We start from the raw sequence: 15,543 nt of genomic DNA, 5'->3' as shown, positions 1-15,543 counted from the left end.
CCCGCATGAAAAAATCCCTTTCGGCATTAATTCTTATTTTATTTACTGTTCATGTCTTTAGTCAGACTCCGGAACCAGTTAACAGTTACATGGAATATGATGCCCAGAACATCAGAACTTTTATAATCAAAGATATCCAGGTTACGGGTGTGAAATTTCTTCAGACAACCTATCTCGTCAATATATCGGGTTTGTCAGTCGGACAGGAGATAGATGTTCCCGGAGATGCCATTTCAAAGGCAATCGACAAATTCTGGTCACTTGGACTGTTTTCCGATGTAAAAGTGATTGCCACCAAAATTGAAGGTCGCTATATTTCTCTCGAAATTCAGCTTGCTGAACAACCGCGACTGGCGAAACTCACGATCAAAGGGCTTAAAAAGAACGACACAAAAGATGTGGATGAGAAAATAAAGCTCAAACCGGGAAACCAGATCACTGAAAATGTGCTGAATAACACGGTCACCATCATTAAAAAGCATTTCGTTGATAAAGGCTTTTTCAAGGTAAATGTTGACTTTGTTCAGAAAGCAGATACATCTCCGGGTAACAAGGTATTCCTCGACATCATAGTAAACAAAGGTAAGAGGGTAAAAATTTCCGACATAACCTTCACAGGCAATGAAGCTTTTACCGACAGGCGCCTGAGGAGAACCATGAAAAAAACAAAACAGAAAAGCATCAATATTTTTAAACCTTCAAAGTATATCGATGAACAATACAAGGAGGATAAAAAGAAATTTATAGGTTTCTATAATAAACACGGATACCGGGATGCCCAGATCCTGAGCGAAAAACTTGTCGACCTCAATAATAAACGTATCGGGCTTGAATTAACAATAGAGGAAGGCCAGCAATATTTTATCAGAAACATATCATGGGTTGGCAATACAAAGCATTCATCGGAGTCTTTGGGCAGGGTACTAAGTATGAAAAAAGGCGATGTTTATGACCAGGAATTCCTTGATAAGAGGTTGAGAACGGATGATGATGCAGTGCAGTCGCAGTATATGGATGAAGGTTACCTGTTTTCTTCGGTTGAACCCGTTGAAATCAATATCGACCAGGACTCAATTGACCTTGAAGTTCGTATAATCGAGGGAAATCCGGCCAACATTAACCGTGTGCTTGTTAAAGGAAATACAAAAACAAACGAACATGTGATCCGGCGTGAGGTAAGAACAGTGCCGGGAGATCTTTTCAGCAGAACCCTCATTATCCGTTCGGTAAGAGAACTGGCTGCAATGGGGCATTTCAATCCTGAAAACATTGTGCCGAATATTCTTCCGAATCCTGCTGACGGTACAGTCGACATAGAATATTCGGTGGAAGAACGATCAAACGACCAGCTCGAGGTATCCGGCGGATGGGGAGGCTACGGTTTTGTAGGTACGATCGGACTTCGCTTTTCGAATTTTTCAGCCCGCAAAATACTTGATCCCAAAGCGTGGCGGCCTGTTCCAACCGGTGACGGTCAGACTTTATCGGTAAGGGCACAATCAAACGGCCGGTTTTACCAGGCGTATAACATTTCATTTGTGGAACCATGGTTTGGAGGCAAAAAACCCAACAGTTTCTCCACATCGCTATATTACACGGTCACCCATCCTTACCGTACATTTCGCGATGCCCGATCAGACGGTTATTTCAAAGTACTTGGATCTTCGGTAGGTTTAGGCAGAAGACTTAAATGGCCCGATGACTATTTTGTGCTGTATACCGAACTCGAATACCAGCGCTATATGCTGAACAACTACTCGAGTTACTTCCTGATCACAGACGGTTTATCACAGATTATTGACTTTAACATATCGCTTTCGCGCAGTTCACAGGACCAGATGATTTATCCGCGCAGAGGTTCGGCGTTCTCATTCGGAGTGAAGCTGACTCCGCCTTACTCACTTTTCAAAAAGGACGGATTCTGGAAATTGACAGATAATGAGGTGTTACAAATAAGGGACCAGGTCGGAAAACAATATGAAGGCGATACACGGTATGGTGAAAAAGAAATAGAACTCGCCAAACAACAGAAGGTTGCTGACCGCGAGAACTCAAATAAATTTAAGTTTATCGAATATCATAAATGGACCTTCAATGGCGCATGGTATACAAAAATTGTAAAGGACCTTGTTATATCGGCAAAATCTGAATTCGGATACCTGGGCTTTTACAATCCCGATATCGGAACATCACCATTTGAAAAGTTTGATGTCGGAGGTAGCGGTATGATGGGCTATAATCTTTACGGTACCGATATTGTTGCATTGCGCGGATATTCTGAAGGAAGCATTACTCCCACAACTATTCGTAACGGAACCAGCATAGATGATGGTAACGTCTATATCAAGTATACGATGGAGCTGCGTTATCCCTTCTCACTGAATCCTTCGGCCACCATATTCGGACTTGCCTTTATTGAAGGAGGTAATGCATGGTCAAAATTTGAAGATTTCAACCCGTTCAGCATTAAACGTTCGGCCGGCGTTGGCATAAGAGCATTCCTGCCGATGTTCGGAATGCTGGGCATCGACTGGGGATATGGCTTCGATATGCCAAACAGCAGCATTTCGGGAAGCGATATTAATAAGGGACGTCATGGAGGTGAATTTCACTTTACCATGGGACAAAATTTCTAAATGTTAAATTTGGTATTGAATTTGATATATCCTAACCAGATACAATTTTTAAATCTTAAAAACATCACTATGAAAAGAGTATATATTTTGCTGGCCGGTTTGCTCCTATCCCTTGGAATTACCGTTGCACAAAAATATGCCTTTGTGGATACGGAATACATATTGAATAATATTCCGAATTACAAGGCTGCCCAGGACCAACTCGACAAGCAGTCGCAGGAATGGCAGAAAGAAGTGGAAGCCAAATATGCCGACATTGAAAAAATGTATAAGGATTACCAGGCTGAACGGGTATTGCTTTCAGAGGATATGAGAAAACAAAGAGAAGACGCCATTGTCAACAAGGAAAAAGAAGCCAAGGAACTGCAGAAAAACTATTTTGGCCAGGAAGGTGCACTTTTCAAAAAACGCCAGGAACTCATTGAACCTATCCAGGATGATGTTTATAATGCGATCAAGGATCTTGCAACTGAAAACGGCTATGCCGCCATTTTCGATACATCAAGCGGTGCTTCAATGATCTATACAAACCCGAGGTACGATATAAGTGACGAAGTGCTTCAGAAACTCGGTTATAAAAATTAAATTATTACATTTGTTTCCTTAATTTAAAAATGATGAAAAAAGTATTTGGATTACTGATAATTGCAGGTTTAGTATTAACCTCTGGGAGTATTTTCGCTCAAAATCCGCTCAAGATAGGGCACATCGACAGCCGGCTTGTTTTCGCCGCCATGCCGGAAAGCGACAGCGCACAGAAAAAACTTGAGCGTGAAGCCGCTGTAATGCAGCAGACACTGGAAGAATTGCAGGTTGAATTCAATAAGAAATACGATGAATACACTAAATTATCTAATGATCCGAATGTTAATCCTGTGATTTTAAATTCAAAACAGGAAGAATTAGCAAGCCTGAACCAGAGAAGCCAGACTTTCCAACAGGAAGCCGATAAATCATTAAGCGATAAAAGGGCTGAATTATTCAAACCCATCCAGGATAAAGCCATAAAAGCTGTTAATGATGTAGCCGCTGAAAACGGTTTCACCTATATTTTTGATACAGCCGGAGGAATGATCGTGTATACGGCTCCTGAATCACAGGATATTCTGCCGCTTGTTAAAACCAAGCTCGGACTGAAATAAACCGGATAATAATATAATCAAGGGACATTGCAGTCCCATCTGCAGGGACAGGTCGCTATCTGTCCCTGCATTTTTTTACTAGCAGGATGAACAATAATAACAAGCCAATCGGAGTATTCGATTCGGGGGTAGGCGGTCTGACAGTGGCCAACGCCATCAGGCAGTTGTTGCCCAATGAACGGCTCATATATTTCGGTGATACCGCCCATTTGCCTTACGGCGATAAATCAAAGGAGACCATCATCGGTTATTCGGCACGCATAACACAATACCTGCTTGAACAACAGTGTAAAGTGGTTGTGGTTGCCTGCAATACCGCCTCGGCCAATGCCTATGATGCCATAATAAAGGAGGCCGGTTCCAATGCGCTTGTAGTGGATGTAATCAACCCTGTTGTCGAATACGTTGCATCAAGAAAGAAATACAAACATGTAGGTGTTATCGGAACTAAAGGTACTATTAACAGCGGAACCTATGTAAGCAAGATCATTGCCCTTAACCCGCATATTTCGGTTGCCTCCCTGGCAACGCCTATGCTGGTTCCGATGATTGAAGAAGGGTTTATTTTTGATGACATCAGCAACGCGATCATCCGCAGCTACCTGTCAAAACCCGATTTCGAACATATTGATTCCCTGATCCTTGGTTGCACTCATTACCCGATTATTAAAAACCAGATTAACAAGTTCTTTAATTTCAATGTAGATGTAATCGATTCGTCGAAGATTGTTGCCAATCACCTGCGTAACCTGCTAACAGAAAAGAACGAGCTCAACAATGATCCCAATCCGCATCACCGTTTCCTCGTATCCGATTACACCGACTACTTCCAGGTGATTTCAAAGTTGTTTTTTGAAGAGGTGATTGAGCTGGAGAAGGTAAATTTGTGGAATTAGGCTGTAACCGCCGTCATTGCGAGGAGCAATTCATAAACTGTGATTATAGTAAGATATACTGCGACGAAGCAATCTGCCCGCACAGGCAATACCTAACGAGGAAAAACCTTAAATATCACTCTTTGCAAAGCTCTTCCTGTTCGGGCAGATTGCTTCGTCGACAAGATATCAGGGTATAATCAAAGTTTTGTCATGCTCCTTGCAATGACGGCTCTTTCCGGTATCCGGCATCCAGCATTCAGCATCATTCCTCCTTAAACCACCCCGCGTACATGATATAATCATTCGCTATGCGGTTGATCATTTCAGCGGCCTGCTGCGGGTCTACATCCTTAACCCGTTTGGCCGGCACACCGGCATAAATGCTTCCGGGTTCAACCTTAGTTCCTGTCAGTACAACGGATCCTGCTGCAATAATCGAATTTTCCCCGATTTCTGCATGATCCAGCACAATCGCGCCCATACCAATCAGCACATTATCCATGATCTTTGCTCCGTGGATCACTGCGTTATGACCAATTGAAACATGGTTGCCGATTTCAATCACTGACCGCTGGTAGAGCGTATGCAGAACGGTGCCATCCTGGATATTTACCTTGTTTCCTATCCGTATTGAATTTACATCGCCCCTGATCACCACGTTAAACCAGAAACTGCACTGGTCGCCGGCAATAACATCCCCTATAATTACAGCCGTATCCGAAACATAACACTCTTTTCCGAGTTGCGGCGTAAAACCCCTGACCGTTTTAATCAAACCCATCAAAATAAATTTTATGCAAAGATAACAGAACAGGTGATTTATATCATAATCTGCCAATTTGCTGGCTTACGTCATAGCTAGATTAAACAGAAATAAGTAACATTGTTTATATGTATAACAGTTTAATTCGGAATGAAAAAAAGGGTAAAAATAATTGAACGAGACGATGTAGTTGTAAAATTTGCGGGTGATTCAGGTGACGGCATTCAGCTCACAGGAGCCCAGTTTTCTGATACATCGGCCTTTGTAGGAAATGATCTGGCCACTTTTCCGGACTATCCTGCAGAAATACGTGCACCCCAGGGAACAGTTGCCGGAGTTTCAGGTTTCCAGGTACACATTGGTCACAAAGAGGTGCAAACGCCGGGTGACCTTGCCGATGTACTGGTAGCTATGAATCCTGCAGCCCTCAAGGCAAATATGAGATGGCTGCGTCCGGGGGCAACGATTATTATTGACATTGATAATTTCGATTCACGACATTACAAAAAAGCGGATTACATCGAAGATCCGCTGAAGGATGGTTCCCTCGAAGGATATAATGTAGTTGAGGCACCCATCACTGAAATGACCAGGGATGTGGTTAAGCAGTTCGGCCTTGACGCCCGGGTTGCTGATAAGACAAAGAATCAGTTTGTAGCTGGTATTCTTTTCTGGCTCTTCAACCGCGATGTAAAGATTGGCGAAGCATTCCTGAAAGATCGCTTTAAGAAAAAACCGGATCTTGTAAAGGCAAACCTGGCTGTGCTTCATGCAGGCTATAACTATGCTGAAACGGTGGAAGCCATTGAGGCCACTTACAAAGTGAAACCAGCCGAGAAGGGTGCCGGACTTTACCGGAATATGACCGGAAACGTAGCCATAGCCTGGGGATTGGTTGCTGCTGCTGAAAGGGCAAAACGGACCCTATTCCTTGGCTCCTATCCGATAACCCCTGCTTCGGAAATATTGCAGGAACTTACCAAAATGAAAAGCCTGGGAGTTGTTGCCTTCCAGGCTGAAGATGAAATAGCTGGCATATGTTCGGCAATTGGAGCTGCCTTTGCCGGTTGCCTGGCCGTTTCATCCACATCAGGACCGGGTTTGTCACTTAAAAGTGAGGGCCTCGGATTGGCCGTGATTACCGAACTTCCGCTGGTGGTGGTGGATGTTCAGCGGGGCGGACCGTCAACAGGACTTCCCACAAAAACAGAACAGAGTGACCTGATGCAGGCATTGTATGGACGGCACGGGGAATGCCAGGTTGTTGTACTGGCTTCTTCAACACCCGCCAACTGCTTTGAATATGCTTTCGAGGCCGCACGGATTGCCATTGAACATATGACTCCTGTAATCCTGCTTTCAGACGGTTACCTTGCCAACGGATCGGAATTGTGGAAAATTCCTGCAGTGAAAGACCTTCCTGAAATCAAGGCAAGGCTTGTAAAAGATGATGATCCGGATTACAAACCCTATGCAAGGGATATTGAAACTCTTGCCCGGTCATGGGCATTGCCGGGTCAGCCCGGGTTGAGGCACAGGGTTGGGGGACTTGAAAAATCGGATATCACAGGGGTGATTTCTTATGATCCGTACAACCATGAAAAGATGACAATCCTGAGGAATGACAAGGTTGCCAAAGTGGCAAACTTTATTCCCCGCCAGGAAGTTATTGGCAATGAAAGCGGCGACCTGCTTGTTGTGGGTTGGGGCGGAACTTACGGAGCTCTTTACACCGGCGTGCAGGAAATGATTGAGGAAGGTAAAAGCATCAGCCTTGCCCAGTTCAACTATATCAATCCTTTGCCGAACAATGTTTCCGAAATCTTCCGCAATTTCAAAAAGATAATTGTTTGCGAACTGAACCTCGGCCAGTTTGCTTCCTATTTAAGAAGCAAATTACCCGAATTCAATTATCTGCAATTCAACAAAGTGCAGGGATTGCCTTTTATGATATCGGAATTAAAAGAAAAATTCAATGACGTTTTAATGACTCCTGAAAACCATGGAAAATAATTGCATAACAACAGTACAGGATTTCAAGATGGAGCAGCCGGCCAAATGGTGCCCCGGCTGCGGAGGTCATGCAGTGCTGGCTGCTATTCAGCGCGCATTGCCTGAGACCGGAATAGAAAAGGAAAAAGTTGTTTTTGTTTCTGGTATCGGCTGTTCATCACGCTTTCCTTATTATATAAACACCTACGGATTTCATGGCCTTCATGGACGCGGTGCGGCAATAGCCACAGGGATAAAACTGGCTAATCCTGAACTTAGCGTTTGGCTGGTTACAGGCGACGGCGATTCAATGGCCATCGGTGGAAACCATTTCATCCACCTGCTCCGCCGGAACCTGGATATTAAGATCCTGCTTTTCAACAATAAAATTTACGGGCTTACAAAAGGCCAGTACTCCCCCACTACACCAAAAGGCAGTGTAACTAAATCATCACCGGACGGCACTATTGAAGATCCCTTTTTACCCGGCGAACTGGCCATGGGTGCCCAGGGTAACTTTTTTGCACGTGTTGTGGATACTGACCTTGAAATGATGAAGGAAGTGTTCATACAGGCTGCAAGGCATAAAGGAACCGCCCTTGTGGAAGTGCTCCAGAACTGTGTTATCTTTAACGATGATATTCATGCTGAAATCACGAGCAAGGAACTCAGGGCTGAAAACCAGCTTTACCTGAAGCACGGAGAACCTATGCTTTTCGGTAAAAATAAAGAGCTTGGATTAATCCAGGAAGGTACCCGGTTTAAAGTGGTAAAAGTGGGCGAAAACGGCGTGAAAAAAGAAGATATTCTTATTCATAACGCCCTTGATCATGATGACACACGTGATTATATGCTTGTTCGGCTCAGCAGGCCCGAATTCCCTATTGCAATGGGAGTCATCCGGTCGTGTGAAGCAAGCGTATATGACGATATGATGTACAAACAGATGGCTGAGGTACGCTCCAAATCATCGATAAAAACGGTTGACGACCTGCTTTGCAGCGGGAATACGTTTTCGATGGAGTGAGAAAGGTTCCCTAAACTTCTAAACTCCTAAACCCCTAAACATCTAAACCGCTTAAGATGGCCAAAAGAGTGGAAGAAAGTCATATCGAAACGTATTACTTCTCGGATACTTCTTTCAACCTGTTGATGCAGAACCGGATACGGAAAGTGCTCGTGATCTGCAGCAGCTATGACTTTTTCATGCTCGAAGAAGACGGCCGTATTGACGAGCAGATCTTCAATGAATATGTATCACTGAACCTGCGGTACCCTCCTGTTTTTCTTCATGCCGATTCGGCGAAAAAAGCAAAGAGCATCCTTGAAAACGACCGCATTGATCTGATCATTGAAATGCTCAGCATCGCGGACGTGGATACATTTGAATTTGCACGTGAGCTTAAAGAGAAATATCCCAAAATTCCTATTGTGGTCCTCACTCACTTTTCAAGGGAAGTTTCGCTTAAACTTGAAAATGAGGACCTGAGTGCCATCGATTATGTGTTTTGCTGGCTTGGAAACAGCGATTTGCTGCTTGCCATTATCAAACTGATCGAGGACAGGATGAATGCCGACTTTGATATTCAGCAGGTCGGTGTGCAATCGATTTTGCTGATCGAAGATTCAGTTCGATTTATATCATCCTTTCTGCCGGTAGTTTATAAAGTAGTGCTGGAGCAAACCATGGAATTCATGAAAGAAGCTCTTAACGAGCACCAGAAAATGCTCAGGCGCAGGGGAAGACCCAAAATATTGCTTGCCAACAACTATACGGATGCCGTTGAGATTTACAGAAAATACAGGCATAATATAATGGGCATCATATCGGATGTGAGTTTCAAAATGACATCCAACCGAAAAGATCACAAAGTTATGGCAGGCCTTGAATTATGCAGGCTGATCAAAAATGAGGACAAGAATATCCCGGTTCTGCTTCAATCCTCCGATAAATCGAATGAGCAATACGCGTTTTCAATAGGAACCGGTTTTCTTCATAAGCATTCGAAGAACCTTTCGAACGAGCTCAAAGACTATATCTTAAAGAATTTCGGCTTCGGCGAATTTGTATTCAGAAAGCCCGATACACTTGAGGAATATTGTGTTGCTGCAAATCTGCGGGATCTTCAGCAGGTCATCATGACAATTCCCGATGACATCCTGATCTATCACACCCGGCGTGATGATATTTCAAAATGGCTTAATGCAAGGGGACTGTTTCCTATTGCCCAGATATTTAAACCGGCTAAGCTCGAGGATTTCAAATCGCTTGATGACGTAAGGAAATACATTTATAAAGCCATCTCAAGTTTCAGGACCAGCAAGGCACAGGGCATAATTGCAGAATTCGACAGGCATTTGTATGATGAATACGTTGGTTTTTCAAGGATCGGAGAAGGGTCTATTGGCGGTAAAGCAAGAGGACTGGCCTTTTTCAACAGTTTCCTGAATAACCGTGAAGCACTTGAAATGCTTAAAACCGAGAAAATCAACATCCCGCATACGGTTGTTCTGAGTACGGAGATCTTTGATGAGTTCATGCAGCAGAATGACCTTTACCCGCTTGCCACTTCGGGACTGAGTGATGAGGAGATTCTTAAAGCTTTTGTGGCAGCCCGGCTTCCCGAACATATTTACCAGGACCTGGGAACTATTATTTTGCAGGCAAATAATCCGCTTGCCATCCGATCATCAAGCAAGCTCGAAGATTCGTTTTACCAGCCGTTTGCAGGTATTTACAATACCTATATGATTCCCGTGGTTCCTGTGAAAGCCACGGCAATCCGTATGCTCGAGATGGCCATCAAATGCGTCTACGCTTCGGTTTTCTTCAAATCGAGCAAAGCATACGCACTGGCTACTACCAACCTGATCGATGAGGAGAAGATGGGTATCATCATTCAGGAAGTATGCGGCCGGCAATATGGAAACCGATTCTATCCCTTGCTCTCAGGCGTAGCCCGGTCCATTAATTTCTACCCGATTCATCCCGAAAAGGCCAACGACGGAATTGCGACCATTGCATTCGGCCTGGGAAAGCTGATTGCTGAAGGCGGCACGGGACTCCGTTTTTCACCCCGATATCCAAAAAAGATCATCCAGCTTTCAAATCCCGAACTGGCCGTTAAATCGACGCAGAAATATTTCTATGCGCTCGACATGAATCCGAACCAGTTCCTGGCTTCCACGGATGACAAAGTAAATCTTGTTAAACTGGCCGTAAGTGATGCTGAAACCGATGGCACGCTTGAAATAGCGGCTTCAGTATATGATCATGAAAACAACCAGATCCGCGACGGGCTTGATGCTAAAGGAAGAAAAATTATCACCTTCTCGAATATTTTGTCACATGATCGTTTCCCGCTTGCTGATATACTGAATAACCTGCTCGACCTTGGCCAGAAAGCCATGAATAATCCTGTTGAGATTGAATTCGCAGTGGATTACACCACAAGAAACGGAAGCAATCTTGGTTTTAACCTGCTGCAGATACGCCCGATAGTAATTAATGAACAAAGTCTCAATTCGAGAATTGAGAATGTGGATTTCGAGAGGGTGATCATTTATTCCGACAAGGCGCTCGGGAACGGTACATACAACAATATTAAAGACATTGTTTATGTAAAACCTGATACATTCAGGGCGGCTGAAAGCATGAACATCGCAGCAGAACTTGAAACCATCAATGACGGTTTTGCAAAGAATCAGACTCAGTATGTCCTGGTTGGTCCGGGCCGCTGGGGATCAAGTGATCCGTGGCTCGGAATACCGGTGAAATGGGCCAATATATCGGCCGCTAGGGTTATTGTTGAATCTGGCCTCGAACGTTTCAGGGTTGACCCCAGCCAGGGCACCCACTTCTTTCATAATCTCACCACGTTTGGCGTAGGATACCTGACGATCAATCCATACATGGGAGACGGCGTGTATCATGTCGATTTTCTGAATTCGCTTCCTGCTGTCAATGAAACGCAGTTTATTCGCCACGTGCGGTTTGAAAACCCCGTGAAAATTGAAATTGACGGGAAGTCGAATAAGGCAGTGGTGTATAAGCCGCAAAGCTAGCCGTCATTGCGAGGAGCTTGATCTAATGAAACACCAGCAACGGAATCGATGTGTGGTAGAACAGCTTCTTTGTCATATTCCTCTTGAACAGCCTGTCAACAATCCCCTGCCGGTGAGCGGTAAGAGAAAGAATGTTGATGCTCTTCTGCCGTATAAGCTCATCGAGGTCGGGCAACAGGTTTTTCTGGCTGACAAAACTGTAGGACACTTGCGTCTTGCCGTAAACCTCGGTAAAATATTTCATAAGCCCTTCCATTTTCACCCTATCCCACGAATCGGGATCGCCGATATGCACGCAATGAATGTCAAGCCCAAGCTGGTCGGTAAGGTTGATCAGGCTTTTTAGCGTAAGAAAATCAGATTCATCAAAATCGGTCACATACATCAGGTTTTTCACATTCTCTTCGCCAACAAACGTGTATTTTTCAGGAATAGCAAGAACGGGCATTTTCATCCGGGTGATGACCGACGCCGTAACACTGCCAATAATGGCACCTACCCCGGTACCTTTTCCGCGGGTTCCCATGATGACCAGGTCAGGCAGGTATTCTTTTGAATAATTGATTATTTCGTCTTCCGGTACGCCGGGTGCAAGGTCAAAACTCATTTGAACAGGCGGAAGGTTGCACTGTTCAATATAATCCTTGAGTCCGTTCATGAAATTTATAAGGGTTTCCTTTTCGCTTTCTTCAAGGTTAACTGTAACCTCTTCCCTCAATTGAGATTGTGTTTGAACGGCTCCGGCGAGTTCGATCAAATCAAATGCGGGAGAATAGTACGTGTGAAACAGTTTAATCTCCACCCCCAGTTTGCAGGCTATTTTAATGGCATAACGACAGGCAAACCTGGAGCATTCGGAATAATCAACAGGCACCAATATTTTTCTGATCTTCACAGGGGAAGAAACCGGATTACTGTCGGATGGATTCATGACGGCATGTATTTAGTCTTAAATTTACTAAAAAAAAGAATATAATCCGGTTAGTGTCCGGAACACCCTGAAGCTTATTTTTTAAGGTGAGTTACACAGTATCCGAAAAATTGCATATTTTCGACTTTTCAATTTCAATTTCAATTTCATTTTCATATGGCAGGTGATAAAACTGCTGTGATCATTGGCGCAGGCATTGGCGGAATAACCACATCCATTTACCTGGCAAGGCAGGGATTCAGGGTTACAGTTTATGAGAAAAATGCTTCACCGGGAGGACGGTGTGGCCAGATAATGCGAGACGGACACCGTTTTGATGCCGGTGCAACCATATACCTGATGCCTGAAATTTACAGGCAGGTATTCAAAACGCTTGATATCACCGAAGAAAGCAGCTTTAAATCGCTTCCTCTCCCCACTCTTTACCAGATCAGCTTTGAGGACGGGATGAAGATCGACTTTACGCCGGACAAAAAAAGCCTTTACGAACAGCTTGAAAAGATTGAAAAGGGAAGTTCTGAAAAGGCTGAAAAGCTGATTACCGAAGGTTACCGGAACTTCAGGCTCGCCACGGACAACTTGCTGGGACGTAACTTCTATGGCCTGTTAGATTTTGTCACCCTCCGGAATGCCTTATTGCTTGTTCAGTTAAAAACGCATTTACGGCATACCCGATACGTTAAAAGGTTCTTCAAGAATGAGAACCTGCAGAATGCATTTACTTTTCAGAATATATATGTAGGACAGGATCCGTTCAGTGCCCCTGCCCTTTTTTCGATGCTTGCCGCTGCTGAACTCACCGAAGGATCACTGTTTCCCGAAGGCGGAATGTTTGCTGTCACCCGTAAACTGGTTTCGCTGGCTGAAGAAGCCGGTGTAAGGTTCGTTTACAATTCACCCGTTGTAAAAATTCTCACTGAAAAAAAGAGAGCAACCGGTGTTGTACTCGATAATGGCAGCACGATACCGGCGAAAATTATTGTGTGCAATGCCGATCTTCCTTATGTATACCGTGAATTGCTTACGGATGCAAAAGTGTCGCGGCGCCTCGATTCAATGACGTACAGCTGCTCGGCAATTGTATTGCACTGGGGACTTAAGAAAACCTATCCGCAACTTGAGCATCATAATGTGTTTTTGTCGGGTTCCTACCGCGACAACCTGAAAAAGATCTTTAAAGATCAGTCGCTTTCATCAAATCCCAGTTTTTATATTCATGCCCCAGCACGTACCGATAATACAGCTGCTCCTGAAGGCGGAGACTCTGTTTCGGTGATCATCCCTTGCGGGCACCTGGCTGATCAATCGGATGCCGATTGGAATGCATTAAAAGATACGGCCAGAAAGGCTGTAATAGAACGTCTGAAAAAATTCGGACTGTCTGATATCGAAGAAAACATAAAATTCGAAATCAGCCTTCTCCCTGAAAACTGGAAAAATTTCATGAATCTTACCCGGGGTTCGACTTTCGGCATCGGGCACAATATTTTCCAGATGGGTTATTTCAGGCCTCAGAACAGGCACCGTAAATATGGTAACTTGTATTTTGCAGGAGGAAGCACACATCCGGGAAACGGAATCCCGCTGGTTCTACTTTCAGCAAAGCTGACTGCTGAGCGCATTAAAAAAGAACAACAATCATGAATCAGCTCTACCAGGAACTTTTCAACCGGATTGATTTCAAAAGGATCATTGATCATCCCAATATACTGATTGCCGCGGCCTTTTGGGAAGAAGACCGGTATAATGCCGCAAAAATGTGCTATAAATACATGAGGGCAATAGACGATCTGATTGATTGTCATAAATCTGCACATACTATCATTGCCGAGAATGAAAAAGCATCCTTTTTGCAGAGCGTGAATACATGGATTGATCACATTGAAAAACCGCAGAATTATGATTCAGGAAATGAACTGCTCGAAACGATAAGAACTTTCCATATTCCGTTGTGGCCTCTTGAAACCTTTGCAAAATCGATGATTTACGATATCGATCATAACGGTTTTGCCACAATCAGCGATTTTATAGATTATTCACAGGGCGCATCGGTTTCCCCTGCTTCCATATTTGTTCATCTGAACGGATTGCGAAAAACAAGACACGGTTATGATGTTCCTGCATTTGATGTGAGAGACGCCGCCACACCTTGTGCCTTATTCAGCTATATCGTTCATATTATCCGCGATTTTCAGAAGGATCAGCATAATCACCTGAATTATTTTGCCGATGATGTAATTACCGATAACGGACTTACCCATGAACAACTGAGCCATATAGCACACGGCGCTCCCATTCCTTTCGGATTCAGGAATATGATCCGTACCTATTATGATCTGGCTGCAATATACAGGAAAAAGACTTTTGAAGTCATAGAAAATATTTATCCCTTACTGGAACCCAGGTACAGGCTGAGCCTGATGATTATCTTCAACCTTTACCTGATGGTATTTGAAAGAATTAATATTGAAAAGGGAAAGTTCACGACTGAAGAACTCAATCCCTCTTCTGAAGAAATCAAAGAAAGGGTTTACAAGACGATCGAAGATTTCAGGGAATAACCTACTTTTTCGTATAGGTTGCAGTGCAATGATCACTAACGGTACTTCCATCATTAACGACATAATTCCAGGAGATTTCTTTCAGATTGCCTGTCAGCGAACCTGACCCGGACACCGTATAATCATATTGAGTATTTTCATCATGTGCGGATTGTTCAAGAATAGTAATTGTACTACCTGAAACAGAAGCCTTTATGCTTATATTAACGTGATAAAAGCCATCGATAATGACACCATTCGGATTATCCGGATCAATAGTAATAAAAACAGAATAAGTATTTGGGATCATCGTGGATTTCTTATAAAACTGACTTTCTTCTTCCACGCCCCATTCGCCTTCAATGGCGGCGACAGTTTCATTTCCGAGCACGTCATTGGCAACCTCACATGAATTGGATAAAAATAAACCAAATGCCAAAACCGCAATTGCGAGTTTCCTGTTATTTCGATAAGTAAAGGTTGTCTTCATAATTTAACTTTCATTTTAAGGTATTTCACCGGCGATAGTTGCCCTTTCACCGAATTTATAGCCAATTCCATGCCAAATTGATGTCAATGTATTAATTTCGACATGT

The 15,543-nt window shown here is 43.7% G+C and carries 12 protein-coding genes; 9 read left to right on the top strand and 3 right to left on the bottom strand.

All coding sequences use genetic code 11. From position 1 onward, the window contains the following. Positions 1-5: 5 nt before the first annotated feature. From bamA to murI, 4 genes are all read left to right on the top strand, one after another. Positions 6-2,636, top strand: a complete 2,631-nt coding sequence (gene bamA, locus VK179_00060; protein HLO57110.1) for an outer membrane protein assembly factor BamA — start codon at positions 6-8, stop codon at positions 2,634-2,636. A 69-nt stretch (positions 2,637-2,705) separates the two neighbouring features. Continuing rightward, positions 2,706-3,221, top strand: coding sequence for an OmpH family outer membrane protein (locus VK179_00055; protein HLO57109.1), 516 nt, complete (start codon positions 2,706-2,708; stop codon positions 3,219-3,221). Positions 3,222-3,253: 32 nt separating this feature from the next. Further along, positions 3,254-3,778, top strand: coding sequence for an OmpH family outer membrane protein (locus tag VK179_00050; protein HLO57108.1), 525 nt, complete (start codon positions 3,254-3,256; stop codon positions 3,776-3,778). Positions 3,779-3,864: 86 nt separating this feature from the next. Then, positions 3,865-4,674 (top strand): glutamate racemase, encoded by an 810-nt coding sequence (gene murI, locus VK179_00045; GenBank protein HLO57107.1) that lies wholly within the window; start codon positions 3,865-3,867, stop codon positions 4,672-4,674. Positions 4,675-4,918: 244 nt separating this feature from the next. Here murI and VK179_00040 read toward each other — a convergent pair whose 3' ends face one another. Then, the gene (locus VK179_00040; protein ID HLO57106.1) at positions 4,919-5,437 is read right to left on the bottom strand and encodes a gamma carbonic anhydrase family protein; all 519 of its coding nucleotides are present in this window, start codon (positions 5,435-5,437) and stop codon (positions 4,919-4,921) included. Positions 5,438-5,569: 132 nt separating this feature from the next. On the opposite strand from VK179_00040, the gene VK179_00035 reads away from it, so the two are divergent. The 3 genes from VK179_00035 to VK179_00025 are packed head-to-tail and all read left to right on the top strand — an operon-like array spanning position 5,570 to position 11,476. Then, positions 5,570-7,432: a 2-oxoacid:acceptor oxidoreductase subunit alpha gene (locus VK179_00035; GenBank protein HLO57105.1), complete on the top strand. Its 1,863-nt coding sequence runs from the start codon at positions 5,570-5,572 to the stop codon at positions 7,430-7,432. Next, positions 7,422-8,438: a 2-oxoacid:ferredoxin oxidoreductase subunit beta gene (locus VK179_00030; protein HLO57104.1), complete on the top strand. Its 1,017-nt coding sequence runs from the start codon at positions 7,422-7,424 to the stop codon at positions 8,436-8,438. The genes VK179_00035 and VK179_00030 overlap by 11 nt, the downstream gene beginning before the upstream one ends. Before the next feature lie 56 nt (positions 8,439-8,494). Continuing rightward, on the top strand, positions 8,495-11,476 hold the full coding sequence (locus VK179_00025; GenBank protein ID HLO57103.1) for a PEP/pyruvate-binding domain-containing protein: 2,982 nt from the start codon (positions 8,495-8,497) through the stop codon (positions 11,474-11,476). Positions 11,477-11,498: 22 nt separating this feature from the next. Here the strand turns inward: VK179_00025 and VK179_00020 are convergent, their stop codons facing one another. Beyond that, entirely contained in the window at positions 11,499-12,407 is a 909-nt protein-coding gene (locus VK179_00020; protein HLO57102.1) for a universal stress protein, read from the bottom strand. Between the two features lie 156 nt (positions 12,408-12,563). On the opposite strand from VK179_00020, the gene crtI reads away from it, so the two are divergent. Together crtI and VK179_00010 are read left to right on the top strand one after the other, a co-directional pair. Then, positions 12,564-14,051: a phytoene desaturase family protein gene (gene crtI / locus VK179_00015; GenBank protein HLO57101.1), complete on the top strand. Its 1,488-nt coding sequence runs from the start codon at positions 12,564-12,566 to the stop codon at positions 14,049-14,051. Next, positions 14,048-14,968, top strand: a complete 921-nt coding sequence (locus tag VK179_00010) for a squalene/phytoene synthase family protein (protein ID HLO57100.1) — start codon at positions 14,048-14,050, stop codon at positions 14,966-14,968. The genes crtI and VK179_00010 overlap by 4 nt, the downstream gene beginning before the upstream one ends. A gap of 1 nt (position 14,969) precedes the next feature. On the opposite strand, the gene VK179_00005 is transcribed toward VK179_00010, so the two are convergent. After that, positions 14,970-15,437: a hypothetical protein gene (locus VK179_00005; protein ID HLO57099.1), complete on the bottom strand. Its 468-nt coding sequence runs from the start codon at positions 15,435-15,437 to the stop codon at positions 14,970-14,972. Positions 15,438-15,543: the final 106 nt, after the last annotated feature.

Source organism: Bacteroidales bacterium (assembly GCA_035299085.1).
Lineage (GTDB): Bacteria > Bacteroidota > Bacteroidia > Bacteroidales > UBA10428 > UBA5072.
The sequence above is the reverse complement of the archived record's forward strand: the minus strand, read 5'-3'. Positions and strand labels throughout refer to the sequence as shown.

What these genes read in the sequence shown, in the direction of transcription:
- VK179_00030 (HLO57104.1), top strand. Translation starts at nt 7,422, where the DNA reads ATGGAAAATAATTGCATAACAACAGTACAGGATTTCAAGATGGAGCAG.
- VK179_00035 (HLO57105.1), top strand. Translation starts at nt 5,570, where the DNA reads ATGAAAAAAAGGGTAAAAATAATTGAACGAGACGATGTAGTTGTAAAA.
- VK179_00050 (HLO57108.1), top strand. Translation starts at nt 3,254, where the DNA reads ATGAAAAAAGTATTTGGATTACTGATAATTGCAGGTTTAGTATTAACC.
- VK179_00025 (HLO57103.1), top strand. Translation starts at nt 8,495, where the DNA reads ATGGCCAAAAGAGTGGAAGAAAGTCATATCGAAACGTATTACTTCTCG.
- VK179_00040 (HLO57106.1), bottom strand. Translation starts at nt 5,437, where the DNA reads ATGGGTTTGATTAAAACGGTCAGGGGTTTTACGCCGCAACTCGGAAAA.
- bamA (HLO57110.1), top strand. Translation starts at nt 6, where the DNA reads ATGAAAAAATCCCTTTCGGCATTAATTCTTATTTTATTTACTGTTCAT.
- VK179_00020 (HLO57102.1), bottom strand. Translation starts at nt 12,407, where the DNA reads ATGAATCCATCCGACAGTAATCCGGTTTCTTCCCCTGTGAAGATCAGA.
- VK179_00010 (HLO57100.1), top strand. Translation starts at nt 14,048, where the DNA reads ATGAATCAGCTCTACCAGGAACTTTTCAACCGGATTGATTTCAAAAGG.
- VK179_00005 (HLO57099.1), bottom strand. Translation starts at nt 15,437, where the DNA reads ATGAAGACAACCTTTACTTATCGAAATAACAGGAAACTCGCAATTGCG.
- murI (HLO57107.1), top strand. Translation starts at nt 3,865, where the DNA reads ATGAACAATAATAACAAGCCAATCGGAGTATTCGATTCGGGGGTAGGC.
- crtI (HLO57101.1), top strand. Translation starts at nt 12,564, where the DNA reads ATGGCAGGTGATAAAACTGCTGTGATCATTGGCGCAGGCATTGGCGGA.
- VK179_00055 (HLO57109.1), top strand. Translation starts at nt 2,706, where the DNA reads ATGAAAAGAGTATATATTTTGCTGGCCGGTTTGCTCCTATCCCTTGGA.